At 70.2% G+C, this 22,504-nt stretch carries 22 protein-coding genes; 17 read left to right on the forward strand and 5 right to left on the reverse strand.

Features of this window, described 5'->3' with window-relative positions:
* Positions 1 to 4: 4 nt before the first annotated feature.
* Complete coding sequence (locus ACFQ9V_RS14795) at positions 5 to 136, reverse strand: hypothetical protein (protein ID WP_382459885.1); 132 nt, start codon at positions 134 to 136, stop codon at positions 5 to 7.
* On the opposite strand from ACFQ9V_RS14795, the gene ACFQ9V_RS14800 reads away from it, so the two are divergent.
* Both ACFQ9V_RS14800 and ACFQ9V_RS14805 read left to right on the forward strand, forming a co-directional pair.
* The gene (locus tag ACFQ9V_RS14800) at positions 135 to 761 is read left to right on the forward strand and encodes an AAA family ATPase (RefSeq protein WP_382459886.1); all 627 of its coding nucleotides are present in this window, start codon (positions 135 to 137) and stop codon (positions 759 to 761) included. The genes ACFQ9V_RS14795 and ACFQ9V_RS14800 overlap by 2 nt on opposite strands.
* Complete coding sequence (locus ACFQ9V_RS14805; protein ID WP_382459887.1) at positions 751 to 1,305, forward strand: adenylyl-sulfate kinase; 555 nt, start codon at positions 751 to 753, stop codon at positions 1,303 to 1,305. Before ACFQ9V_RS14800 ends, ACFQ9V_RS14805 begins: the two co-directional genes overlap by 11 nt.
* 7 nt (positions 1,306 to 1,312) lie before the next feature.
* Here ACFQ9V_RS14805 and ACFQ9V_RS14810 read toward each other — a convergent pair whose 3' ends face one another.
* Positions 1,313 to 1,753 carry a GNAT family N-acetyltransferase gene (locus ACFQ9V_RS14810; RefSeq protein WP_382459888.1) on the reverse strand — a complete coding sequence of 147 codons (441 nt, stop codon included), beginning with the start codon at positions 1,751 to 1,753 and terminating at the stop codon, positions 1,313 to 1,315.
* Positions 1,754 to 1,901: 148 nt separating this feature from the next.
* Here ACFQ9V_RS14810 and ACFQ9V_RS14815 point away from each other — a divergent pair, with 148 nt between their 5' ends.
* The gene (locus ACFQ9V_RS14815; RefSeq protein ID WP_382459889.1) at positions 1,902 to 3,959 is read left to right on the forward strand and encodes a protease pro-enzyme activation domain-containing protein; all 2,058 of its coding nucleotides are present in this window, start codon (positions 1,902 to 1,904) and stop codon (positions 3,957 to 3,959) included.
* Between the two features lie 65 nt (positions 3,960 to 4,024).
* On the opposite strand, the gene ACFQ9V_RS14820 is transcribed toward ACFQ9V_RS14815, so the two are convergent.
* Positions 4,025 to 6,196, reverse strand: a complete 2,172-nt coding sequence (locus ACFQ9V_RS14820; protein WP_382459935.1) for a cell wall-binding repeat-containing protein — start codon at positions 6,194 to 6,196, stop codon at positions 4,025 to 4,027.
* A 246-nt stretch (positions 6,197 to 6,442) separates the two neighbouring features.
* On the opposite strand from ACFQ9V_RS14820, the gene thrS reads away from it, so the two are divergent.
* Complete coding sequence (gene thrS / locus ACFQ9V_RS14825) at positions 6,443 to 8,413, forward strand: threonine--tRNA ligase (RefSeq protein ID WP_382459890.1); 1,971 nt, start codon at positions 6,443 to 6,445, stop codon at positions 8,411 to 8,413.
* Positions 8,401 to 9,015 carry an HIT family protein gene (locus ACFQ9V_RS14830; protein WP_382459891.1) on the forward strand — a complete coding sequence of 205 codons (615 nt, stop codon included), beginning with the start codon at positions 8,401 to 8,403 and terminating at the stop codon, positions 9,013 to 9,015. Before thrS ends, ACFQ9V_RS14830 begins: the two co-directional genes overlap by 13 nt.
* A 72-nt stretch (positions 9,016 to 9,087) precedes the next feature.
* On the opposite strand, the gene pdxY is transcribed toward ACFQ9V_RS14830, so the two are convergent.
* Positions 9,088 to 9,939: a pyridoxal kinase PdxY gene (gene pdxY, locus ACFQ9V_RS14835; protein ID WP_382459892.1), complete on the reverse strand. Its 852-nt coding sequence runs from the start codon at positions 9,937 to 9,939 to the stop codon at positions 9,088 to 9,090.
* 17 nt (positions 9,940 to 9,956) lie between these two features.
* The gene (locus ACFQ9V_RS14840; protein WP_382459893.1) at positions 9,957 to 11,285 is read right to left on the reverse strand and encodes an aminotransferase class I/II-fold pyridoxal phosphate-dependent enzyme; all 1,329 of its coding nucleotides are present in this window, start codon (positions 11,283 to 11,285) and stop codon (positions 9,957 to 9,959) included.
* Between the two features lie 95 nt (positions 11,286 to 11,380).
* Here ACFQ9V_RS14840 and pdxS point away from each other — a divergent pair, with 95 nt between their 5' ends.
* The 12 genes from pdxS to ACFQ9V_RS14900 all read left to right on the forward strand — a co-directional run bounded on the left by pdxS (position 11,381) and on the right by ACFQ9V_RS14900 (position 22,478).
* The gene (gene pdxS, locus ACFQ9V_RS14845) at positions 11,381 to 12,283 is read left to right on the forward strand and encodes a pyridoxal 5'-phosphate synthase lyase subunit PdxS (protein ID WP_382459894.1); all 903 of its coding nucleotides are present in this window, start codon (positions 11,381 to 11,383) and stop codon (positions 12,281 to 12,283) included.
* Positions 12,273 to 12,908 (forward strand): pyridoxal 5'-phosphate synthase glutaminase subunit PdxT, encoded by a 636-nt coding sequence (pdxT, locus tag ACFQ9V_RS14850; RefSeq protein ID WP_382459895.1) that lies wholly within the window; start codon positions 12,273 to 12,275, stop codon positions 12,906 to 12,908. Before pdxS ends, pdxT begins: the two co-directional genes overlap by 11 nt.
* A gap of 138 nt (positions 12,909 to 13,046) precedes the next feature.
* Positions 13,047 to 13,970, forward strand: a complete 924-nt coding sequence (locus ACFQ9V_RS14855; protein WP_382459896.1) for an Abi family protein — start codon at positions 13,047 to 13,049, stop codon at positions 13,968 to 13,970.
* A 59-nt stretch (positions 13,971 to 14,029) separates the two neighbouring features.
* Positions 14,030 to 15,691, forward strand: a complete 1,662-nt coding sequence (locus ACFQ9V_RS14860; RefSeq protein ID WP_382459897.1) for an FAD-dependent oxidoreductase — start codon at positions 14,030 to 14,032, stop codon at positions 15,689 to 15,691.
* 86 nt (positions 15,692 to 15,777) lie between these two features.
* On the forward strand, positions 15,778 to 16,539 hold the full coding sequence (locus ACFQ9V_RS14865) for a YebC/PmpR family DNA-binding transcriptional regulator (protein WP_382459898.1): 762 nt from the start codon (positions 15,778 to 15,780) through the stop codon (positions 16,537 to 16,539).
* Between the two features lie 15 nt (positions 16,540 to 16,554).
* A complete protein-coding gene (ruvC, locus tag ACFQ9V_RS14870) occupies positions 16,555 to 17,154 on the forward strand; it encodes a crossover junction endodeoxyribonuclease RuvC (protein WP_382459936.1) in 600 nt (199 codons plus the stop codon).
* Positions 17,151 to 17,783, forward strand: a complete 633-nt coding sequence (gene ruvA / locus ACFQ9V_RS14875; protein WP_382459899.1) for a Holliday junction branch migration protein RuvA — start codon at positions 17,151 to 17,153, stop codon at positions 17,781 to 17,783. The genes ruvC and ruvA overlap by 4 nt, the downstream gene beginning before the upstream one ends.
* A complete protein-coding gene (ruvB, locus tag ACFQ9V_RS14880) occupies positions 17,780 to 18,832 on the forward strand; it encodes a Holliday junction branch migration DNA helicase RuvB (protein WP_382459900.1) in 1,053 nt (350 codons plus the stop codon). The genes ruvA and ruvB overlap by 4 nt, the downstream gene beginning before the upstream one ends.
* Before the next feature lie 60 nt (positions 18,833 to 18,892).
* Positions 18,893 to 19,294 (forward strand): preprotein translocase subunit YajC, encoded by a 402-nt coding sequence (gene yajC, locus ACFQ9V_RS14885; protein ID WP_382459901.1) that lies wholly within the window; start codon positions 18,893 to 18,895, stop codon positions 19,292 to 19,294.
* Between the two features lie 65 nt (positions 19,295 to 19,359).
* Positions 19,360 to 21,099 (forward strand): protein translocase subunit SecD, encoded by a 1,740-nt coding sequence (secD, locus tag ACFQ9V_RS14890; protein ID WP_382459902.1) that lies wholly within the window; start codon positions 19,360 to 19,362, stop codon positions 21,097 to 21,099.
* Positions 21,099 to 22,115 (forward strand): protein translocase subunit SecF, encoded by a 1,017-nt coding sequence (gene secF, locus ACFQ9V_RS14895; RefSeq protein ID WP_382459903.1) that lies wholly within the window; start codon positions 21,099 to 21,101, stop codon positions 22,113 to 22,115. The genes secD and secF overlap by 1 nt, the downstream gene beginning before the upstream one ends.
* A gap of 9 nt (positions 22,116 to 22,124) precedes the next feature.
* A complete protein-coding gene (locus ACFQ9V_RS14900; protein ID WP_382459904.1) occupies positions 22,125 to 22,478 on the forward strand; it encodes a rhodanese-like domain-containing protein in 354 nt (117 codons plus the stop codon).
* Positions 22,479 to 22,504: the final 26 nt, after the last annotated feature.

Raw genomic sequence — 22,504 nt, forward strand, 5'->3', positions numbered from 1 at the left:
TCGGTCAGCTCGCATCCGCGATCACCTGGTCGATCCAGCCGTGCCGCGGCAGCGCCCGGATCTCCTCACGGTCGTGGTGACGTAGCCGGCCCGGTAGCCGTTCGCTCGTCGCAGCCCGGGCTACCCTGTCCGTCATGCCATCGGATCAGCCGCCACCGCCACCTCCGTCCACCGCCACCGGTCCTGCCGTCGTGCTGGTCGTCGGCCGCCCTGCGTCAGGGAAGACCACCGTGAGCACGGCCATCGCCGACCGCTGGGGCCTTCCCGTGGTGTCCAAGGACGGGCTGAAGGAGCTCCTGTTCGACACCCTCGGCTCGGGCGGCCGGGAGTGGTCGATGGCGCTGGGCCGCGCCAGCTTCGCGCTGCTCGACTACGTGGTCGAGCGGCAGCTGCAGGCGGGTGCTGCGTTCGTGGTGGACGCCGCGTTCAACGCAGCCTACGAGGACGCCAAGTTCCAGTCGTGGCAGGCGGAGTACGGCTTCACGGCGATCCAGGTGCACTGCACGGCGTCGGCGGACGAGCTGGTCCGCCGGTTCGAGGAGCGCGCCCGCGACGGGTCGCGGCATCCCGGTCACGGCGACCACGCCTGGGTCGAGCAGTTCCGGGAGAGCATCGACGACGACCGCCGGGAGGTGCTCGACCTGCACGGGACGGTGCTGCCGTACGAGTCGGAGGCTCCCGGGGCGCTGGAGAGCCTGCTCGCGCGGCTCGACCGGTTCCTGCCGGCGGCCCGGGCGCTGAGAGAAGACGATGTCACCTGACTCCCGCACCGACGTCATCTTCATCGGCGGCCGATCAGGCGTGGGCAAGTCGTCCGTCGCGGCGGAGGCGTCCCGCATTCTGGCGGGGGAGCGCATCCGCCACGCGGTCATCGAGGGCGACAACCTGGACCAGGCCTTCCCCGAGCCGTGGCGCGACGGAATTGATTTGGCGGAACAGAATCTCGCAGCGATGTGGAAGAACTATCGAGCGGTCGGCTATACGCGGCTCATCTTCACCAACACCGTCAGCGTGCTCCAGACGTCAACGCTCATCGCCGCGCTCGGCACCGAGATGCGCCCCTTCGCCGTGCTGCTGACGGCAAGCGACACGACCGCCGCTCATCGACTCGCGAAACGGGAGATCGGGAGCGCGCTCACAGAGCACATCGACCGCAGCAGCCGCGCAGCGCGGACGCTCGACTCTGCAGACAGAACGGTGACCCGGGTCGAGACCGACGACCGCTCGGTGACCGACATCGCCCGAGAGATACTGTCGAGAGCGGGCTGGCTGGAAGCACGCGAAGGCCCGGATCGGCCGGCTTAGCGGCGCCTTAGTCGCGCACCCCCGCGTACCGCATCAGCGCCGAGTCCCTCCGCACGAATCCCACCGACTCGTACAGCGCGATCGCCGCCTGCCGGCTCGGTCGCGACGTCAGGTCGAGCGTCCGCAGCCCCCGCGCCTCGGCGAGCTGGATGATCGCCTCCAGCAGCCTTCGGGCGATGCCCTGGCCGCGGTATGCGTCGTCCACCACCACGTCGTCCACGTGACCGCGCCAGCCGGTCGCGAGCGGGAACGACGCCAGCGTGGCCATCCCTGCCACCTCGCCGTCGGCACGGGCGACCAGCAGGTCGGTGCCCGGGTGGCCCAGCATCGCCACGAGCCGCTCCTCGTCGAACGTGGATGAGCGGGAGAGTTGCGGGAGCAGCCGGCGGATGGCCTCCAGGTCGGCGCTGTCGAGGGCGGTCGGGACGTCGATCTCGATCGTGGTCATGCGCTCCACCGTAACTGTGGCCAACCCGATGGCAATCCTCCGTTCCTGAATGGTTTCTCAGAAAACCATGCCTGGTCTACCCCTGTTCACAGGGGTTGGATGGCCATGCGCTTACCAGCGCATCCATCGCATTGGTGAAAGGACATCCATGCGCACGACAAGCAGAACCCTCAGGGCCGCAGCCGTCACCACCGGCGCGGCCCTTCTCTTTGCCGCGGTGGCGGCGTCGCCCGCCGTCGCATCGCCCGGCAGGAACGCCCTACCGGGCAGCCAGCCGGCCTGGGCGAACGCGAAAGCGCTCCGCTCCGCGGCGCCCGCGACCGACACGGTCGACCTCCGGGTGTACCTGCCGTGGCAGAACCAGGCGCAGGCGGCGGCGACGGCGCTCGCCGTGTCCACGCCCGGCTCGGCGAGCTATCGGCACTACCTGACCCCGCAGCAGTTCCGCCAGCAGTTCGCTCCCGCGCAGTCCAGCGTGGTCGCCGTGCAGCAGTTCCTGCGGTCCGCCGGCTTCTCGATCGTGGACACGCCGTCGAACAACCGGTACGTCTCCGCCGAGGGCACCGTCGCCCAGGCGCAGAGCGCGTTCGGGGTCACCCTCGGCGAGTACGACGCGTACGGCACCACGTTGCGCGCACCGGAGTCCGCGGTCACCATTCCGGCCTCCCTCAGCGGGATCGTCGAGAGCGTGGCGGGCCTCGACCAGGGCGCAGACCTGATCGCGCCGAGCAACACGAACGGCAACGGCCCCAACCAGGTGCACGGCGCACCGTCGGCGGGATTCCGCGCCGGCCAGCCGTGCTCGCTCTGGTACGGGGAGAAGACGGTCGCGATGCCGAACGCCCCCGCGTACCGCACCAGCAGCAAGCCGATCGCCCCGTGCGGGTACACGCCGGCCCAGGTGCGCGGCCTCTACGGCCTCGACTCGGTCGCGGCGACGGGAGCCGGCCAGACGGTCGCCTTCGTCGGCGCCACGGCGAGCCCGACGATCGTGCAGGACGTGACGAAGTACAGCAGCCTGCACAACCTTCCCGCCCCGAAGCTGAGCCAGATGGTGGCGCCGGGCATCTACCGGCACCCCGACACCCCGAAGCTGACGCCCGGTGCCTTCTACGGTGAGGAGACCCTCGATGCCGAGGCCATCCACTCGATGGCGCCGGACGCGAGCCTGATCTACGTGGCCTCCGCGAATGCGGGCCAGGACTTCGACGCGGCGGTGAACCACATCGTCGACAAGCACCTGGCGAGCATCCTCTCCATCAGCTACGGCTTCTCGGGGGAGGCGGTCCCGCAGGGCTTCGTCAACAGCCTGAACAACACCTTCATCCAGGCGGCGGCGACCGGAATCGGCGTGTTCGTCTCCAGCGGTGACAGCGGTGACGAGGTCGGCAACTTCGGTTCGCCCCAGGTCGACTTCTACGCCGACAGCCCCTGGGTGACGGCCGTCGGCGGCACGTCGGCCTCCGTCGTCCCGACCGCCGCAGCCCCGACCGGACTCGGCTACGGCTCGGTCGACGACCCGACCTCCGCCCTCAACCAGAGCGGCTGGAAGCGGTCGTTCGAGGTGGGCTGGCAGACCGGGCTCGACGCGGTGAAGCCGACCGCGACCGACCACATCACGAGCGCGCCCTATGAACTGGACGGCACGTTCGCGGCAGCCCTCCCCGGCGGCTTCAACGGCGGTGGCGGTGGAGGCGTGAGCAAGATCTTCGCGCAGCCGTCGTACCAGGCCGCGGCGGTCGGCTCGGCGTCCGGGAGGCTGGTGCCCGACATCAGCGCCCTTGCCGACCCGAACACCGGCCTGCTCGTCGGTCAGACCCAGGCGTTCAGCAACGGGACGTACTACGACGAGTACCGCATCGGCGGCACCTCCGTCGCCGCTCCGCTGACCGCGGGGATGGCGGCCGTCGCCAACCAGGTCGCCGGCGCTCCGCTCGGGTTCCTGAACCCGCGCATCTACGGGGCGTACTCGGCCGGGGGCTCGGCCTACTACGACGTCGACCAGGCCGACATGTTCGGCTCGGCGCTGCCGAGCGTCCTCCGGGTCAACTACGTCGACAGCGAGAGCGCCGCGGGCGGTCTCAGCTACAGCCTGCGGACGGAGGAGTCGCCGAACCAGACGCTCCACAGCACCAAGGGCTACGACACCGCAACCGGAGTGGGGACTCCGAACGGCGCCTCGTTCTTCGCGGCGATCACCAAGTAACTGCTCCCGCAACACACGAGTGCCCCCTCCCGGCCGGGAGGGGGCACTCGTGTGTCAGCGGTCGCTCAGTAGCAGACGGCGAAGGTGTCCACGTCGCTGGAGAGCACCGAGGTGCCGCCGGCGATCTCGTACGACGACGTGCCGAGCCGGACGAACTGGTCGCCGATGGCCCGCGGGATGCAGGTCGTGTTGGCGAGCAGGAGCGGCTGGGAGGTCGCGCCGGCAGCGGCGCCGGCGACCAGCGCGTCCTGCCAGGCGTAGCCGGAGGCCACGTAGGCCGAGGAGGCGCTGTTGTTCGCGAAGCCGGCCGCGACCAGCGCCGCACTGGTGTCGAAGCGGGTCGCACCGCCGATCCGCGTCGCGGTGATCCCCGAGCTCGTCGCGGAGTCGGCCCACGCCTGCGCGATGACCGAGGTCCCGCCGATCAGCGTCACCGCGCGGAACGGCCGGGCGGCGAGGTAGGACGCCGTGGCCGGGTCCATCCCCGAGCCGTCGATCAGGAGGAGCGGGACGCCCTTCTTCGCCGCGACCGGGGCCGCGGTGAGGGCGTCGGCGAAGGACGAGCCTGTCGCGACGTACGCCGACGTGGCGGACGGGAACGCGTAGCTGGCGACCAACCGGGAGGTCTCGAACCGGTCGGCGCCGCCGATTCGCTGCAGCGGGCGGCTCAGGGCGGCCAGCTGGGCGTATGCGGTGGAGTCGACCGCCGCGGTCCCGCCGATGACGACGATCTTGGCCGGCTGCAGCCGGTTGAGCTCGGCGATCGTGCCGGCCGGAACAGTGTCGGTGCCGGTCAGGAGCACCGGCCCCTTCTGGGCGCCGGCGGCCGCGGCGGCGGAGAGCGCGTCAGGGAAGTTCATCCCCGACGCCACGTACGCGACGGGGACGCCGGGGTTCGGGAAGGCGTGCTTCGAGATCTGCACGGCCGTGTCGAAGCGGTCGGTCCCGGCGAGCCGCTGGGACGAGGGGACGGTCGCACTGGCCGGTGAGAAGAACGAGGTCTTGCAGCCGAGGGAGGCGTTGCCCGCGGAGTCGCCCGGCAGCGCGATCACCGTGATGCAGGCTCCGTACTGCCCGTTGCCCGACCAGGGCACCTGGGCCGAGAACCCGTGGTAGTTGCCGACTCCCGGGTAGACGGAGGCGACGTCCGGCCTGCTCTGGTTGGCCGTCACCGTGGTCTGCGTCACCCCGGAGGGCGTGTTCCAGGCGATCTGCACTTGGACTGGCGCGGCGAGGTTCGTCTGGTCGAACGCCCATCCCGTGACCGAGAAGGAGCTCCCGCTGTTGAGCGTCGCCGTGTCGTAGGACCCGATCGGAGGGTGGTTCTGCGCCCCCAGGGCGAACTGCGTCAGCTGGGTCTGGGTGCCGTTGAAGATGTCCTGGTCGCCGGCGAAGGTCCCGGCGTCGGCGTACTGCCACATCGTCCAGTCCACCCAGCTCGCGGGGAGGGCTCCCGGAGTGCTGGTGCCGTAGCGGGCGACGAACACCGGGTAGGCGCCGAACGTGTTGTTGGAGCCGGTGCAGGTGTTCCACCAGTTCGCGGTGGAGTAGATCGCGGGCCGCACGCCGGTGAGGTTCTGGACCGTCGAGACGAAGTCGTAGATCCAGTTGGACATGTCGACGGTCGAGAGCCCCCAGCAGGAGTTCGTGTGGTCGGAGGCCGTGTACGGGTCGTACTCGATGTCGAGCAGCGGCGGGAGGGTGCGGCCGTCCGGGGACCAGCCGCCGCCGTTGGCGACGAAGTACTGGGCCTGCGTGGCGCCGTTCGACGTGTTCGGCGTCGCGAAGTGGTAGGCCCCGCGGATCAGACCGGCGCTGTACGACCCGGAGTACTGGGTGCCGAACTGGCTGCTGGTGTAGGAGGTGCCCTCCGACGCCTTGATGTAGACGAAGCGTGCGCCTGCCGCGTACTGGGAGGGCCAGTTGATGCCGGTCTGCCAGCCGCTGACGTCCATCCCGAGCACGCCGGTGACGCCGAGCGAGGCCCTGAACTGCGACTTCGTGGCGGTTCCGCTGGCCGGGTCGGACGAGGGGATCGTCGATCCCATGGTGTGGTTGCGCGCCGCGTTCATCTCGGCGATGCCCGGGTCGCCCGCCGGCGCCTGCGCTGCGGTCGACGGGGAGGCGGTGGAGGTCGGCGCCGGTGTCGGCGCGGCAGCCGCGACGGCGGGTATGGCGGGGACGACGGCTACTGCGGTCAGGATGGCTGCTGCGAGAACCGCGAGGCCGGTCTTCATGGTGGACACATCCGCTCTGAAGGGGTGGGGAGGGTGAGGTCCGTGCGTTCGGGTCGTCCGGGGGCCCCGGGTCGGAGGGGCACGCGGGCAGTTTAGCCCGGGGTCGCGAACAGTTGGGAGGTTCGAGCCCCGCGCGTCGTACCCCAATTCGGGCCCCGTTCCGGTCAGGCATCCGGTCCGTACCGCGTCTGCGTGCCGACTAGAGTTGAACGCATCCCATTGGAATACGACTCAAGGAGTGGACAGGTGGCCGACGGCTTCGAGCTCTTCACCGACCGTTCCGTTGTCGCGATGCGCGTCAACGGTGAGCTGAAGGATCTCGCGACGACCGTCACGACCACCGACACTGTCGAGCCGGTCACCATCGACTCGGCAGACGGCCTCAGCATCCTCCGCCACTCCACCGCGCACGTCCTCGCGCAGGCCGTGCAGGCGGTCAACCCGGAGGCCAAGCTCGGCATCGGGCCGCCCATCACCGACGGCTTCTACTACGACTTCGACGTCGCCGAGCCGTTCACTCCGGAGGACCTGAAGGCCCTCGACAAAGAGATGGCGCGGATCGTGCGCGCGGGCCAGCGCTTCATGCGCCGCGTGGTCACGGACGACGAGGCGCGCGCCGAGCTCGCCGCGGAGCCGTACAAGCTCGAACTGATCGGGCTCAAGGGTTCCGGCGCCGAGTCCGGCAGCGGCGACGAGTCGGTGGAGGTCGGCTCGGGCGAGCTGACCATCTACGACAACGTCGACCCGAAGACCGGCGAGACGGTCTGGAAGGACCTCTGCCGCGGCCCGCACGTTCCGAGCACCCGCATGCTCGGCAACGGCTGGGCGCTCACCCGCGTCGCCGCCGCCTACTGGCGCGGCTCGGAGAAGAACCCGCAGCTCCAGCGCATCTACGGCACCGCGTGGCCCAGCAAAGACGAGCTGCGCGCGTACCAGACCCGGATGGAGGAGGCCGCCAAGCGCGACCACCGCAAGCTGGGCGCCGAGCTCGATCTGTTCAGTTTCCCCGACGAGATCGGCTCGGGCCTCGCGGTCTTCCACCCCAAGGGCGGGATCATCCGCAACGAGATCGAGAACTTCATGCGCGAGCGGCTGATCGCGAACGATTACGAGCTGGTGAACACGCCGCACATCACCAAGGCGCACCTCTACGAGATCAGCCAGCACCTCAACTGGTACAAGGACGGCATGTTCCCGCCCATGCACCTGGACGAGGAGCGCGACGCCGAGGGCAACATCACCCGGCAGGGGCAGGACTACTACCTCAAGCCGATGAACTGCCCGATGCACAACCTGATCTTCCGGGCGCGCGGGCGCAGCTACCGCGAGCTGCCGCTGCGGCTGGCGGAGTTCGGCACCGTGTACCGGTACGAGAAGTCCGGCACGCTCTCCGGCCTGACCCGTGTGCGCGGCCTCACGCAGGACGACGCGCACATCTACGTGACCGACGACCAGATCAAGGACGAGGTCGCGCGCCAGCTCGAGTTCGTGCTCGAGACCCTGCGCGGCTACGGCCTCACCGACTTCTACCTGGAGCTCTCCACCAAGGACCCGGAGAAGTACGTCGGCAGCGACGAGAGCTGGGAGACCGCGACCGAGACGCTCCGCGAGGTGGCGGTCGAGTCCGGGCTGGAGCTCGTGGACGACCCGGGCGGCGCGGCGTTCTACGGCCCGAAGATCTCGGTGCAGGCACGCGATGCGATCGGTCGCACCTGGCAGCTCTCGACCGTTCAGCTCGACTTCAACCAGCCGGAGCTGTTCGAGCTGGAGTACAACGCGGCCGACGGCACGCGCAAGCAGCCGGCGATGATCCACCGTGCGCTGCTCGGCTCCATCGAGCGGTTCTTCGCGATCCTGCTTGAGCACTACGCGGGCGCCTTCCCGGTCTGGCTGTCGCCGGTCCAGGTCGTGGGCATCCCGGTCGCCGACAACTACGCGCCGTTCCTGGACGACGTGATCGCGCGGCTGAAGGCCAGGGGAGTGCGCGCCGAGGTGGACCACTCCGACGACCGCATGCAGAAGAAGATCCGCACGCACACCAAGGCCAAGGTGCCCTTCCAGCTCATCGTCGGCGAGGAGGACGCGACGGCCGGCACGGTCTCCTTCCGCTTCCGCGACGGCAGCCAGCGCAACGGCGTGACCGTGGACGAGGCGATCGACCGCATCGTCGCGAGCATCGAGAGCCACGAGCTGGTCGAGACGGCATGGCTCGACTGAGCCTGGACGACTACGCCGACGGCTCGGACGGTGAGGGCGGCGGGGACCTCCGCGCGGAGCAGATCCGCGTGGACGACCCGTCGCACCTCGTCGGCGTGCCCGACGAGTTCCAGCGGCTGTGGACCCCGCACCGGATGGTCTACATCCAGCACGGGCAGCAGCCCGGCAAGGACGACTGCCCGTTCTGCGTCGCCCCGACCCTGAGCGACGAGGACGCGCTGATCGTCGCGCGCGGCGAGCACGCCTACGCGCTGCTCAACCTCTTCCCGTACAACAGCGGCCACCTGCTGGTCTGCCCGTACCGCCACATCGCGAACTACGACGAGGCGACACCGGAGGAGGTCGCCGAGATCGGCAGCATCACGCAGACCGCGATGCGCGTCATCCGCGAGGTCTCGCACAACGACGGGTTCAACATCGGGATGAACCAGGGCGAGGTCGCCGGCGCCGGAATCGCCGCGCACCTCCACCAGCACATCGTGCCGCGCTGGGCGCAGGACGCGAACTTCTTCCCGATCATCGCCAAGACGAAGGCGCTGCCGCAGCTCCTCGGCGAGGTGCGGGAGGCCATCGCGAACGCCTGGCCTCACGACGGCGACTGACCCGCCCCACATTCGTGCCGAATGTCGCGTTTGCGGGCGCGAAAAGCGACATTCGGCACGAATTCGTGCGGGTCAGCGCACCTGCGTCACGGCGAACTGCTCGCGCGGGTGCGCGTACGACGCCTGCGACTCCACGAGCTGGAGCTCGCGCTCACCCGACGCGAGCGTGTTCGCGAGCAGGTCGTAGACGCTGGAGACGGTCTTGCTGAGCGCGGAGGCCGCGTCGCCGGACGCGACGTAGTGCGCCGTGAACAGCGCCGCTGTGACGTCGCCCGACCCGTTCGCCTTCAGCGCCAGCCGCGGCGTCTGCACGATCCACGCGCCTGCGTCGTCCACTGCGAGCATCTCGATGGTGTCCTCCGGCTGGTCCGGCCGCTCAACGCTGGTGACGAGGACGGTGCGCGGCCCCATCGCCCGCGCGGCGTCGACCGAGGCGAGCGTGGACTCTAGGTCGGCCGGTTCGGTCCCGGTGAGGTAGCCGAGCTCGAACTGGTTCGGCGTGATGATGTCGGCGACCGGCACGACCCTGTCGCGCAGCAGCTCCGGGATGGCCGGCGCGACGAAGCAGCCCGACTTCGCGTTGCCCATCACCGGGTCGCACGCGTAGACGGCGTTCGGGCTGGCCGCCTTCACGCGGGCCACGGCGTCCACGATCACGTCCCCGATGCCCTCGCTGCCCTGGTATCCGGACAGCACGGCGTCGATGCTCCCGAGCACGCCGCGCTCCTCGATCCCGGTGATCACCGCGCGCACGTCGTCCGGCGCGATCAGCGGCCCGCGCCACGCACCGTAGCCCGTGTGGTTGGAGAAGTTCACGGTGTAGACGGGGAGGACCTCCACACCGATGCACTGGAGCGGGAAAACCGCGGCGGAGTTGCCGACGTGGCCGTAGGCGACAGCGGACTGGATGGAGAGGATGCGCATCCTTCGATCCTGGCAGATCAGAGGCGGGGCGCCGAGCGCTCGGCTGCCTCCACCAGGTCGTCCACCAGCCGGCCCGCCTCCTCCTCGCCGAGGTCGTGCACCGTCAGCCGCAGGTGATGCGACGCCGCGGGCCGCCCGCCCAGCAGGAACTCGTCCCCGGTCCGTGCCAGCCACCCGCGCCGCATCAGCCGCTCCGCGACGATCCGTGCCTCGACCGGCAGCTCCACCCACAGGTTGAGCCCGTCGCCGGCCTCGGTCGGGAGGCCCCGGGAGCTGAGCCGCGCCGCGAACGCCGCGTTCTGCGAGGCGTAGTGCCGCCCGGCCTCCGCGACCTCGCCCAGCACCGTGTCGTCGGTGAGCTGCGCGAGCACGAGCCGCTGGAGGATGTGGCTCACCCAGGTGGTGCCGGGGCTCAGCCGGAACGCGAGACGGTCAGCCGTCTCCGCGTCGGTCGCGGCGATCGCGAGGCACATGTCGGGGCCGAGGAACTTCGAGACGGAGCGGACCAGCGCGAAGCGGCGGTGGCCCGGCCCGATCAGCGTCTCGTACGGCCGCTGCGACAGCATGGAGAAATGGTCGTCCTCGATGACGAGCACGTACGGATGGTCTGCCAGCAGCGCACGCAGGGCGGCGGCGCGCGCGGGGGAGAGGGTGGCGCCCGTCGGGTTCTGCGCGCGCGGCGTGCAGATGATCGCGCGCACGCCGGCGTCGAGCGCCGCACGGAGGCCGTCCACGGTCATCCCCTCGGCGTCCACCGGCACGGGCACCGCGCGGTAGCCGCCGTGGCGGACCGTGTGGATGCTGGCGAGGAAGCACGGGTCCTCGAGCGCGACCGCGTCGTCGCGCAGCAGGGCCTGGGCCAGCAGCCGCTCGACGGCATCGACCGCGCCGTTCGTCACGGTGATCCGGAGGTCCGGGTTCGGCAGGTCCTCCCGAACCCAGGCGAGCGCGATGGCCTCCAGGGCCGGGTCGATCACCGGCTCGCCGTAGAGCACCGGCCGGCCGGTGGCGCGGGCCAGTGCGGAGGAGAGGTCGGGGATGCGGCCGGGATCGGGATTGCCCGTGCCGACGTCGCGGAGCACGCTGTCGGCCGCGTAACCCTCCTGCGCGACGGCCTCCACACCCGCGATGACCGTTCCGGCCCTGCCGCGTGCGACGACCACGCCCGCCTGTGCCAGCAGCCGGTACGCGGCGACCGCCGTATTGCGGTTGACCTGCAGCCGGGCGGCCAGCTCGCGCACCGGGGGGAGGGCGTCGCCGCGGCGCAGCGCACCGCGCTCGTGCAGTGCGCGCACGCTCGCCGCGATTTCTGCTGCGGTCGTGCCCGTGATGACCTGTTCGTCCAATATCCGCTCCCCGGCGTCGAGTCTAACCAGCCCTCAGGGAGATGATATCTTCGGCATAGGCCAAAACTTTTTTCGTACCGCACGAGAGGGCGATCATGACAGTCACAGAACAGGGCACCGCCACGGGGTCGAGCCGCGTCAAGCGCGGCCTGGCCGAAATGCTGAAGGGCGGCGTCATCATGGACGTCGTCACGCCGGAGCAGGCCCGCATCGCCGAGGACGCCGGAGCCGTCGCCGTGATGGCGCTGGAGCGCGTCCCCGCCGACATCCGCGCGCAGGGCGGCGTCGCCCGCATGAGCGACCCGGACCTGATCGAGGCGATCATCGCCGAGGTCTCCATCCCGGTCATGGCGAAGGCCCGCATCGGCCACTTCGTCGAGGCCCAGGTGCTGCAGGCGCTGGACGTGGACTACATCGACGAGTCCGAAGTGCTCTCGCCCGCCGACTACGTCAACCACATCGACAAGTGGCAGTTCACCGTGCCGTTCGTCTGCGGCGCCACGAACCTCGGCGAGGCCCTGCGCCGCATCAACGAGGGCGCGGCCATGATCCGCTCCAAGGGCGAGGCCGGCACTGGCGACGTCTCGGAGGCCACCAAGCACATCCGCAAGATCACCTCGGAGATCAACGCGCTGAAGTCGATGACGCGCGACGAGCTCTACGTCGCCGCCAAGGACCTTCAGGCCCCCTACGAGCTGGTCGCCGAGATCGCCGAGACCGGCAAGCTCCCCGTCGTGCTGTTCACCGCGGGCGGCGTGGCCACCCCGGCCGACGCGGCGATGATGATGCAGCTCGGCGCGGACGGCGTGTTCGTCGGCTCCGGCATCTTCAAGTCGGGCAACCCGGAGCAGCGCGCCGCCGCGATCGTCAAGGCGACCACGTTCTACGACGACCCGCAGGTCATCGCCGAGGTCTCCCGCGGCCTGGGCGAGGCGATGGTCGGCATCAACGTCTCCGACCTCGCCGCGCCGCACCGCCTCTCCGAGCGTGGCTGGTAACGCGACTCCTGCCGGCCCCCGCGTCGGCGTCCTGGCCCTGCAGGGAGATTTCCGCGAACACCTCGCGGTCCTGCGGGGCCTCGGCGCCGACGCGGTGCCCGTCCGCCGGGCGGAGGAGCTGGAGAGCATCGACGGCTTGGTCATCCCGGGCGGCGAGTCCAGCGTCATGGACAAGCTGTCGCGGGCGTTCGGCGTGGCCGAGCCGCTGAAGGCCGCCATCGCCGCCGGGCTGCCGGTCTACGGCACGTGCGCGGGGCTGATCATGCTCGCGGACGCGATCGTCGACGGCATCGCCGGCCAGCAGAGCCTCGGCGGCCTGGACGTCGCCGTGCGCCGCAACGCCTTCGGCTCCCAGGTGGACTCGTTCGAGACCGACCTCGACATCCCGCAGCTCGGCGACGAGCCGGTGCACGCGGTGTTCATCCGCGCTCCGATCGTGGAGAGCGTGGGGGAGAAGGCGACCGTGCTCGCCCGCGTGCCGGACGGGCGCGTCGTGGCGGTGGAGCAGGGCGACCTGCTCGGCACGTCGTTCCACCCGGAGATCACGGGGGATACGCGGTTCCATGAGTACTTCCTGGGCAAGGTGCGGGCGCGGGTGAACGCGCGGGTGGACGCCGCGGTCTGAGGATGGTGCGGCCCCGCGGTAAGGCATAAGGCGTCAGATTTCACTTGCGCAGTTCAAATGTTCTGACGTAAGCTGGCATCACCAAGACCGGTTCCGCCTACTTCGGTAGGTCCAGGGCCGGTCCTCATTTTTAAGGCGGTGCGGTTGCACGAAGAGGTGAAGGCGTTCCGCTCCTACGATTCGCAGGTCGAGTTGCTTCGCGAGCGTGGAATGGATGTCGGGGATCAGGATGCCGCAGGCGGGCTGCTGCAGCGCGTCAACTACTACCGCCTCAGCGGCTACTGGTACCCGTTCAGACGAGTCCACGGTGACGTGCGTCAGGACGACTTCTGCACGGGGACGCGATTGAGCGACATCGTCGCGTTGTACGAGTTCGACGCGCGCCTCCGAGCCGCGACTTTCGCGGAACTGGCACGTATCGAACTGGCGATCCGAGCGTTGCTCGGGCATGAGCTCGGGCGCGTCGACCCCTGCGCGCACCTCGAGCCGAACTTGCTCGGTCCCACCGCGCGTCGAGGAGATCAGTACCTGCGCTGGCTCCGCGGCTACGAGGCAGAACTCTCCCAGTCGCGCGAGGACTTCGTAGCCCATCACCGCCAGAGGTACGGCGGTCGGCTTCCGGTGTGGGCCGCGGTGGAGCTTCTCGATTGGGGTGGCTTGACCTACCTCTACGGCTTCGCGCCGCGGCAGGCGCAAGACGCCATCGCCGATCAGTGCGGCCTGACCAGCCCCCAGCTTACGAGCTGGCTCAAGGCCCTCAACCTTCTGCGCAACACCTGCGCACACCACGGCCGGCTGTTCAATCGCGTCCACACGCTCTCTCCGAAGCTGCCGCGGATCGGACGTCATCCGGATCTCGACGCTGCAGCATGCAACTGGAGTCGAACCTTCGGACAGCTCACTCTGGTCCAGTTCCTCCTGGACCGACTCCAGCTCGGTCGGCGGACGCTGCTTCCGGCGGCGCTGAAGACCCTTCCCACCGTGAGCGCTGTTCCGCTGGCTCATGTGGGCGCCCCATCCGATTGGCAGGAAAGAAGCACGCTGTGGCGGAGCGCAGCCTGACGGTGGACGCATCGGTCTGAGGATGGTGCGGCCGCACCGCGGTCGCCTATGATCGCGGCGTGCCGACGCCTCCTGCCGAGCGGCCGCCGTTCCGGGTTCCGGTCGGCACCGCGGCCAACCCCGTCCTGGAGCAGGACGTCCTCGCCCGGTTGATGGCGCTCGGCGAGCCGGAGGAGTTCGTCGTCGGCGACACGCTGTTCCGCGCCGGGGACGAGGAGCTCGACTTCTTCGTCATGGAGTCCGGCCGGGTCGACATCGTCCGGGAGGCGACGGCGGACTCGCGTGCGCGCGTCGTCGCCGAGTGGCAGGCCGGCGAGTTCCTCGGCGAGCTGAGCATGCTGACCGGGCAGGCCTCCCTGCTCACCGCCCGGATCGTCGAGCCGAGCCGGGTGCGGCGCATCCCGAACGCGGTGTTCAAGCAGCTCATGTCGAACGACGGGGAGCTGTCGGAGATCCTGCTCGCGGCCTTCCGTGCTCGGCGGCGCCTGCTGATGGCCGCCGCCGACCGCACGACGCAGATCTTCGGGACGGAGGGCTCCGCTGCGGCCCTGGCGCTGCGCCGCTACGCCGCGCGGATGGAGCTGCCGCACCGCTGGACCGATGTCTCGACCGAGGCGGGCCGGGCGGCGCTGGAGGCCTCGGAGCACGCCGGCCTCGACCTCCCGCTCGTGGTGTCCCGCGGCGCGGTGATCGCCGCCGCGACCCCGCTCGCCCTCGCTGAGGCCGTCGGGCTGGCATACCGCTACCGCGACGGGGACGAGTTCGACCTGGTCGTCGTCGGCGCCGGTCCGGCCGGGCTCGCGGCCGGCATCTACGGTGCCTCCGAGGGGCTGCGGACGCTGGTGCTCGACGCCCTCGCTCCCGGCGGCCAGGCCGCGGCCAGCTCCCGGATCGAGAACTACCTCGGCTTCCCGTCCGGCGTCTCCGGCGCCGAGATCACCGAGCTGGGCCTGGTGCAGGCGCTGAAGTTCGGGGTGCGGCTGTCGGCGCCGGCGGAGGTCACGGCACTGGCGCCGCGGGAGGGCGGCCACGAGCTGACGTTGGCGGAGGGCGACGCCATCCGGGCGCGCGCGATCGTCGTCGCCACGGGGGCGCGCTACCGCCGCCTCCCGCTGGAGCGTTGGGCGGACTTCGAGGGCGGCAGCATCTTCTTCGCGACGACCGAGCTGGAGGCCAGGACCGTCGCACGCCGGCCCGCGGTCGTCGTGGGTGGCGCGAACTCCGCGGGGCAGGCCGCGCTCTACCTCGCCGAGCTGGGCAGCGAGGTCGCGCTGGTCGTCCGCGGGCCGGACATCGCGGCCAAGATGTCCAGCTACCTGGTCGACCGGGTGCAGGCGCACGAGCGGATCACGGTGCACGCGTCGTCCGACGTGACGGCGTTGCACGGCGGCGAGCAGTTGGAGGCCGTCACACTGACCTCGTCCGCCTCCGGCGAGCGGGCGGACGTCGCCGCCGCGGCGCTGTTCTGCTTCGTCGGCGCGGAGCCGCGCGCGTCGTGGCTGAGCGGCGCGGCGGTGGACGCCAGCGGCTTCCTGCTGACGGACGTCGACCTCCCGGCCGTCGCCGACACCGGGCGCGGGCCGCTGCCGTTCGAGACGAGCCTTGCCGGCGTGTTCGCCGCGGGCGACGTGCGCCACGGCTCGATGAAGCGCATCGCCGCGGCCGTCGGCGAGGGCGCGAGCGCGGTCGCGTCGGTGCACAGGGCGCTCGCTGCGCAATAGCGCCCCGACCGCCAGCCGCGCCTTCGGGCCGCCCTCTGCCGAGGCATTATTATGGACAGGTTCAACCGCAATTCGAGGGAGCACCAGTGTCCGGGCATTCCAAGTGGGCAACGACCAAGCACAAGAAGGCGGTCATCGACGCCCGTCGCGCCAAGTCGTTCGCCAAGCTCATCAAGAACATCGAGGTGGCGGCGAAGACCGGCGGCGCCGACCTGACCGGCAACCCGACCCTGGTCGACGCGGTCCAGAAGGCCAAGAAGACCTCGGTCCCCAACGACAACATCGACCGCGCGATCAAGCGCGGCGCCGGCCTCACCGGCGAGACGATCGAGTACACGACCATCATGTACGAGGGCTACGGCCCCGGCGGCGTCGCCCTCATGATCGAGTGCCTCACCGACAACAAGAACCGCGCCGCCGCTGAGGTCCGCACCGCGATGACCCGCAACGGCGGCACGATGGCCGACCCGGGCAGCGTGGCGTACAACTTCCACCGCAAGGGCGTCATCGTCGTCCCGCACGCGGACGGGGTGGACGAGGACACCGTCCTCACCGCCGTCCTCGACGCGGGCGCCGAGGAGGTCACCGACCGCGGCGAGAGCTTCGAGGTCCTGACCGAGGCCACCGACCTGGTGGCCGCGCGCACCGCACTGCAGGAGTCCGGCATCGACTACGACTCGGCCGACGCCGAGTTCGTCGCCACGGTCAACGTGGAGGCCGACGCCGAGCTGGCGCGCAAGGTCTTCCGCCTCATCGACGCTCTGGAGGACTCGGACGACGTGCAGAACGTCTACACGAACCTCGACCTCACGCCCGAGGTGCAGGCGCAGCTCGAAGACGACGAGTAAGGCGCCGCGATGACGATCCGGGTGCTCGGCATCGACCCGGGTCTGACGCGCTGCGGCGTGGGCGTCGTGGACGTCCGTGCCGACCGCACGGCGGCCCTGGTGGAGGTCACGGTCATCCGCACGCCCGCCGACATGCCGCTGGAGCAGCGGCTGCTGGCGGTCGGCACCGGGATCGACGAGCTGCTCGACGCCCACCGCCCCGACGTGGTGGCGATCGAGCGCGTCTTCGCCCAGCACAACCTCCGCACGGTGATGGGCGTCGCCCAGGTGAGCGGGGTCGCCCTGCACGCCGCCGCGCGCCGCGGCCTCCGCGTCGCGCTGCACACGCCGAGCGAGGTCAAGGCGGCGATCACCGGGTACGGCGCCGCCGACAAGAAGCAGGTCCAGACGATGGTGGCGCGCATCCTCGGGCTGGCCGAGGTGCCGAAGCCGGCGGACGCCGCGGACGCCCTCGCCATCGCGATCTGCCACGCCTGGCGCGGCTCGCCCGCGGCCGACGGGGGAGCAGGCGGCGGGGGAGCAGGCGGCGCGGCGCAGACTCCCGCGCAGGCCGCGTGGCTCGCCGCCGAGCGCTCCGCCCGGACGTCGGGCGTTCCCCGTAGGCTGGCCAGGTGATCTCCTCCCTCCGCGGCACCGTCCTCTCTGCGAGCGGCGGAACCGCCGTGATCGAGGTGGGCGGCGTCGGCTTCGCCGTGCAGCTCACCCCCGACCACGTGCTCTCGCTGCGCGTCGGCGACGAGGCGTTCGTCTTCACGTCGCTCATCGTCCGGGAGGACGCCCTGCAGCTCTTCGGCTTCGCCGACCTCGAGCAGCTCCAGGTCTTCGAGCTGCTCACCGGCGTGTCCGGGGTCGGCCCGAAGTCCGCGATCGGCGTTCTGTCGGTGCTCGGCCCCGACCAGGTCGCTGACGCCGTCGCGGCCGACGACGACGCGCCGTTCCGCAAGGTGTCGGGCATCGGCCCCAAGACCGCCAAGCTCATCGTCGTCTCGCTCACCGGCAAGCTCGCCGCCGCCCGGCGTGCTCCCGCCCGCGCGGTGAAGGCGAAGGGAGCGCCCTCCGCCGTCCCCGACAGCGTGATCGTCGCCCTGGTCGGCCTCGGCTGGCCCGAGAGGATCGCGGCGGAGGCCGTGTCCGACGTGGTCGCCGAGACCGATGAGGGCGAGCGCGACTCCGTCCAGGCCCTCCTGCGGCTCTCGCTCGCGCGTCTCGGCCCGGCCGGCGCGGCGAGCGGAGCGGCCCGATGAGCGACGACCTCACCGCGCCGGAGCTCGAGTCGGAGTCGGAGCTCGCCTTCGAGGGTGCGCTGCGCCCGCGCACACTGTCCGAATTCGTCGGGCAGGCGAAGGTCCGCGGCCAGCTCCAGTTGCTGCTGACGGCCGCGAAGATGCAGGATCGCACGGCCGACCACATCCTCCTGGCCGGGCCGCCCGGGCTCGGCAAGACCACGCTCGCCATGATCGTCGCGCATGAGAGCGAGCGGCCGCTCCGGCTCTCCAGCGGCCCCGCCATCCAGCACGCCGGCGACCTCGCCGCGCTGCTGTCGTCGCTGACGCCGGGGGAGGTGCTCTTCATCGACGAGATCCACCGCATGGCGCGCTCGGCGGAGGAGATGCTGTACCTCGCGATGGAGGACTTCCGCATCGACATCATGGTCGGCAAGGGCGCAGGCGCCACGTCCATCCCGCTCGAGCTCGCGCCGTTCACCCTGGTCGGCGCGACGACGCGCTCAGGGCTGCTGCCGAACCCGCTGCGCGACCGCTTCGGTTTCACTGCTCACCTGGAGTTCTACGACGAGGGCGAGCTGACCCAGGTGCTCACCCGCGCCGCGACGATGCTCGACTTCGAGGTCGACCGGGAGGCCCTGGCCGAGATCGCCGGCCGCTGCCGGGGCACCCCGCGCATCGCCAACCGGCTGCTGCGCCGCGTCCGCGACTACGCGCTCGTCCACGGCCACCGTGCCGACGTTGTGGCCGTCCAGGCCGCGCTGGAGCTGTACGACGTCGACCCGCTCGGCCTCGACCGACTCGACCGCGCCGTCCTGCACGCGATCCTGGAGCGTTTCGAGGGCGGCCCGGTCGGTCTCAACACCCTCGCGGTGTCGGTCGGCGAGGAGGCGGAGACCATCGAATCCGTGGTCGAGCCGTTCCTCGTCCGCATCGGTCTGCTGTCGCGCACGCCGCGCGGACGGGTCGCCACGCCGGCGGCCTGGCGGCACTTCGGACTGGCCAGCCCTCGACCTGGGGGTGTACCGCAAGGCCACTCACAGCAACCGTCCCTGATGGATGATCTATAATTCAAGCTGGCCACTCGCCACACACCCCCTTGACTTCACCGGAAGGTTCGGCTTACTTTCATGGATCCGTTGACCATTGTGATGGTCGTCATTTTGGCGGCCCTCGTCTTCTTCATGTTCCGCAACAGCCGCAAGCGGCAGAAGGACCAGGCGGAGACTCGTTCGAAGATGGTGCCCGGCGCCGAGGTCATGACCAACTTCGGCCTGTACGGCACCCTGCTGTCCGTCGACGAGGACGACAACACCGCCATCATCGAGACCAGCCCCGGCCACGTCGTGAAGGTGCACCGCCAGGTGCTCTCCCGCGTCGTCGAGCCCAAGACCGTCGAGACCGACGACACCGAGGTCGCGGGCCTGGAGCTCAACCAGGACCACGCCATCCCGGCCGACTCCTCCGCTCCGGAATTCGGTGAGCGGCTCGACGACGCGCCGAAGAAGCCCGGCGCGAAGAGCGACGACTGATAGCATCCCTGTGCTCCGCGCACCGAGAGGGTGCGCGGATCGCTCGTAGAAAGCTGAGTTCCTAGGTGGCAAAGTCGACTCCGGTCAAAAAGGCCTGGCGTTCGTTGACGTGGCTCGGTGTGATCGTGGTGGTCCTCCTCGGGACCCTCACGGCCGGCGTCCTGTTCAGCAACGCCACGTGGCTGCCCAAGCTCGCCCTCGACCTCGAGGGCGGCACCCAGATCATCCTCGCGCCGCAGGTCGAGAACGGTCAGTCGGTGCAGCAGCAGCAGCTCGACCAGGCGGTCTCGATCATCCGGCAGCGCATCGACGCGTCCGGCGTGTCCGAGGCGCAGATCTCCACCGAGGGCTCGCGCAACATCGTGGTCTCGCTGCCGGGCAAGCCCGACCAGCAGACACTCGACCGCGTCAAGGCGAGTGCGCGGCTCGACTTCCGGCCGGTGCTGCTCACCGGCGGCCCGACCAACGAGGTCGTGGGCGCCGACGGCAAGTCGACCCCGGCGCCGAGCCCTGCGCCCGGCCTCCAGGCGACGCCGTCGACGTCGCCGACGAACGGCAGCGACCTGGCCTGGGTGACCCCGGAGCTGCAGGCGCAGTACGACGCCTTCTCGTGCGCCGCCAACAAGAACAAGGACCTCAGCGCGGCTCCGACGGACAAGCCGCTGATCACCTGCGACGACGCCAACACGGTCAAGTACCTGCTCGGCCCCGTCGAGGTGAAGGGCCAGAACATCTCCGACGCGAGCGCCGGACTGATGCAGAGCTCGCAGGGCGTCACGACCGGCCAGTGGGCGGTCAACATCGTCTTCGACGGCACGGGCACCAAGCAGTTCGCCGCGGTCACGACCCGCCTGAACGCCCTCCAGGGCGCGCAGAACCAGTTCGCGATCGTCCTGGACGGCCGCGTCATCTCGGCGCCGACCACCAACGCGGTGATCACCGACGGCAAGCCGCAGATCTCGGGCAACTTCACCGAGCAGAGCGCCAAGACCCTCGCCGACCAGCTCAAGTTCGGCGCGCTGCCGTTCAGCTTCAAGGTGCAGAGCCAGGACGACATCTCGGCCACGCTCGGAACCTCGCAGCTCATCAGCGGCCTGATCGCCGGTCTGATCGGCCTGATCCTGGTCGCGATCTACACGTTCTTCCAGTACCGCCTACTCGGCCTCGTCACGATCGTCTCGCTCATCGTGGCCGGCACGTTGACCTGGCTCACCATCTCGCTGATGTCGTGGCACTACGACTACCGGCTCTCGCTCGCGGGCGTCGCCGGTCTGATCGTGGCGATCGGCTTCACAGCGGACTCGTTCATCGTCTACTTCGAGCGAATACGAGACGAGTTGCGCGACGGGCGAAGTCTCGAATCCGCAGTGGAGGCCGGCTGGGGCCGTGCGCGCCGCACGATCTACGCGTCCAAGGCGACCAACCTCCTCGCGGCCGTCGTGCTGTACGTGCTGGCCGCGGCCAACGTGCGCGGCTTCGCGTTCACGCTGGGCCTGACGACCATCATCGACGTGATCGTGGTGCTGCTGTTCACGCACCCGACCCTCCAGCTCCTGGCGAAGACCCGCTTCTTCAGCAGCGGCCACCGGCTCTCCGGCCTCGACCCCGACGCGCTCGGCGCCGTGTACCGCGGCGCCGCCCGGTTCCGCGCGCCGAAGCCCGAGCTGGTGGGCACCGGCAAGGCCGCCCGCAGCAGCGGGGAGGCGGCACGCCGCCAGACGATCGCCGAGCGCAAGGCGGCGGAGCTCGCCTCCGCCTCGACCTCCTCGTCGTCGGATCGATCGACCGAGGGGAAGGACAACTGATGGCCAGCCGTCTCACCAAGTTCGGTAACGACCTCTACACCGGCGCGCGATCGTTCGACTTCGTCGGCAAGCGCAAGATCTGGTACACGATCGCGATCGTCCTGGTCGCGCTCTCGATCCTGGTCCCGATCGTCAAGGGCGGGTTCAACTTCTCGATCGAGTTCCGCGGCGGATCGCAGTTCCAGATCAGCCAGGTGCAGAGCACCGACACGACCAAGGCGCAGAACGCCGTCGCGAGCGTCGTGCCCAACGCGGTCTCGCACGTCAGCGTCGTCGGCAACAACGCCATCCAGGTGCAGACCGACCAGCTCTCCGACACCCAGACCAAGGCCGTCGCCGACGCGCTGGCCTCGGCCTACGGCGTGCCGTCGTCCGAGATCTCCTCGACCTTCATCGGCCCGTCGTGGGGCGCGGACGTCACGCAGCAGTCCATCCAGGGCCTGGTGGTGTTCCTGCTGCTGGCGTTCATCGCGATGGCGCTGTACTTCCGCACCTGGAAGATGTCGGCGTCCGCGATCATCTCGCTCTTCCACGACCTCATCATCACCGCGGGGATCTACGCCCTCGTCGGCTTCGAGGTGTCGCCCGCGACGATGATCGGCTTCCTGACGATCCTCGGCTACTCGCTGTACGACACGGTCGTGGTGTTCGACAAGATCCGTGAGAACACCCGCGAGGAGCTGGAGCTCACCCGCCGCACGTTCCCGGAGGCGGTGAACCTGGCGGTGAACCAGACGCTCGTCCGCTCGATCAACACGGCCGTCGTCGCTGTGCTGCCGGTCGCGTCGATCCTCTTCATCGGTGCATACGCCTTCGGCGCCGCCACGCTGCGCGACATCTCGCTCGCGCTGCTCATCGGCATCATCGTCGGCACGTACTCGACCATCTTCCTGGCCGCCCCGATGTACTCGCAGTTCCGCGAGGGCGAAGCGGCGATCAAGAAGCACGACCAGAAGGTCCGCGCGGTGCGCCCGAAGGCCAAGGTCGCCGCGGCCGAGCCGGTCGCGGCGGAGTAGCGTCGGCGCATGAGCGGTCGCTACCTGTCGGAGGACGAGGTGACTGCCGCGCGTGCGCGCGAGCTCGTGGACGCCGGGGCGGCCTGGCTGCTCGACGTCCGCGAGGACCACGAGTGGGAGTCGGGTCACGCCCCTGCCGCCCACCACATCCCCATGGGGGAGCTCGGCCAGCGCCAGCACGAGCTGCCGGAGGACGAGCAGATCCTGGTGATCTGCGCCGTCGGCGGCCGGTCGCGGACGGTGACCGACGCGTTGCTGCAAGCGGACTATCCGGCGGCCAACGTCGCGGGCGGGATGCTCGCCTGGCAGGCCTCCGGCGGACCGGTCTCCGACCCCGGTGGACCCCCGGGAGCGTCCGCCTGAGCGTCGGTCGCGCCGCCCCCGTGAAC

The sequence above is a fragment of the Leifsonia sp. NPDC056665 genome (genome assembly GCF_042791795.1).
Taxonomy (GTDB): domain Bacteria; phylum Actinomycetota; class Actinomycetes; order Actinomycetales; family Microbacteriaceae; genus Leifsonia.

Excerpts from the sequence above, each read along its gene's own strand:
- ACFQ9V_RS14800 (WP_382459886.1), top strand. The coding sequence starts at position 135 with ATGCCATCGGATCAGCCGCCACCGCCACCTCCGTCCACCGCCACCGGT.
- ACFQ9V_RS14795 (WP_382459885.1), bottom strand. The coding sequence starts at position 136 with ATGACGGACAGGGTAGCCCGGGCTGCGACGAGCGAACGGCTACCGGGC.
- ACFQ9V_RS14805 (WP_382459887.1), top strand. The coding sequence starts at position 751 with ATGTCACCTGACTCCCGCACCGACGTCATCTTCATCGGCGGCCGATCA.
- ACFQ9V_RS14810 (WP_382459888.1), bottom strand. The coding sequence starts at position 1,753 with ATGACCACGATCGAGATCGACGTCCCGACCGCCCTCGACAGCGCCGAC.
- ACFQ9V_RS14815 (WP_382459889.1), top strand. The coding sequence starts at position 1,902 with ATGCGCACGACAAGCAGAACCCTCAGGGCCGCAGCCGTCACCACCGGC.
- ACFQ9V_RS14820 (WP_382459935.1), bottom strand. The coding sequence starts at position 6,196 with ATGAAGACCGGCCTCGCGGTTCTCGCAGCAGCCATCCTGACCGCAGTA.
- ACFQ9V_RS14830 (WP_382459891.1), top strand. The coding sequence starts at position 8,401 with ATGGCTCGACTGAGCCTGGACGACTACGCCGACGGCTCGGACGGTGAG.
- pdxY (WP_382459892.1), bottom strand. The coding sequence starts at position 9,939 with ATGCGCATCCTCTCCATCCAGTCCGCTGTCGCCTACGGCCACGTCGGC.
- pdxS (WP_382459894.1), top strand. The coding sequence starts at position 11,381 with ATGACAGTCACAGAACAGGGCACCGCCACGGGGTCGAGCCGCGTCAAG.
- ruvB (WP_382459900.1), top strand. The coding sequence starts at position 17,780 with ATGAGCGACGACCTCACCGCGCCGGAGCTCGAGTCGGAGTCGGAGCTC.
- yajC (WP_382459901.1), top strand. The coding sequence starts at position 18,893 with ATGGATCCGTTGACCATTGTGATGGTCGTCATTTTGGCGGCCCTCGTC.
- secF (WP_382459903.1), top strand. The coding sequence starts at position 21,099 with ATGGCCAGCCGTCTCACCAAGTTCGGTAACGACCTCTACACCGGCGCG.
- ACFQ9V_RS14900 (WP_382459904.1), top strand. The coding sequence starts at position 22,125 with ATGAGCGGTCGCTACCTGTCGGAGGACGAGGTGACTGCCGCGCGTGCG.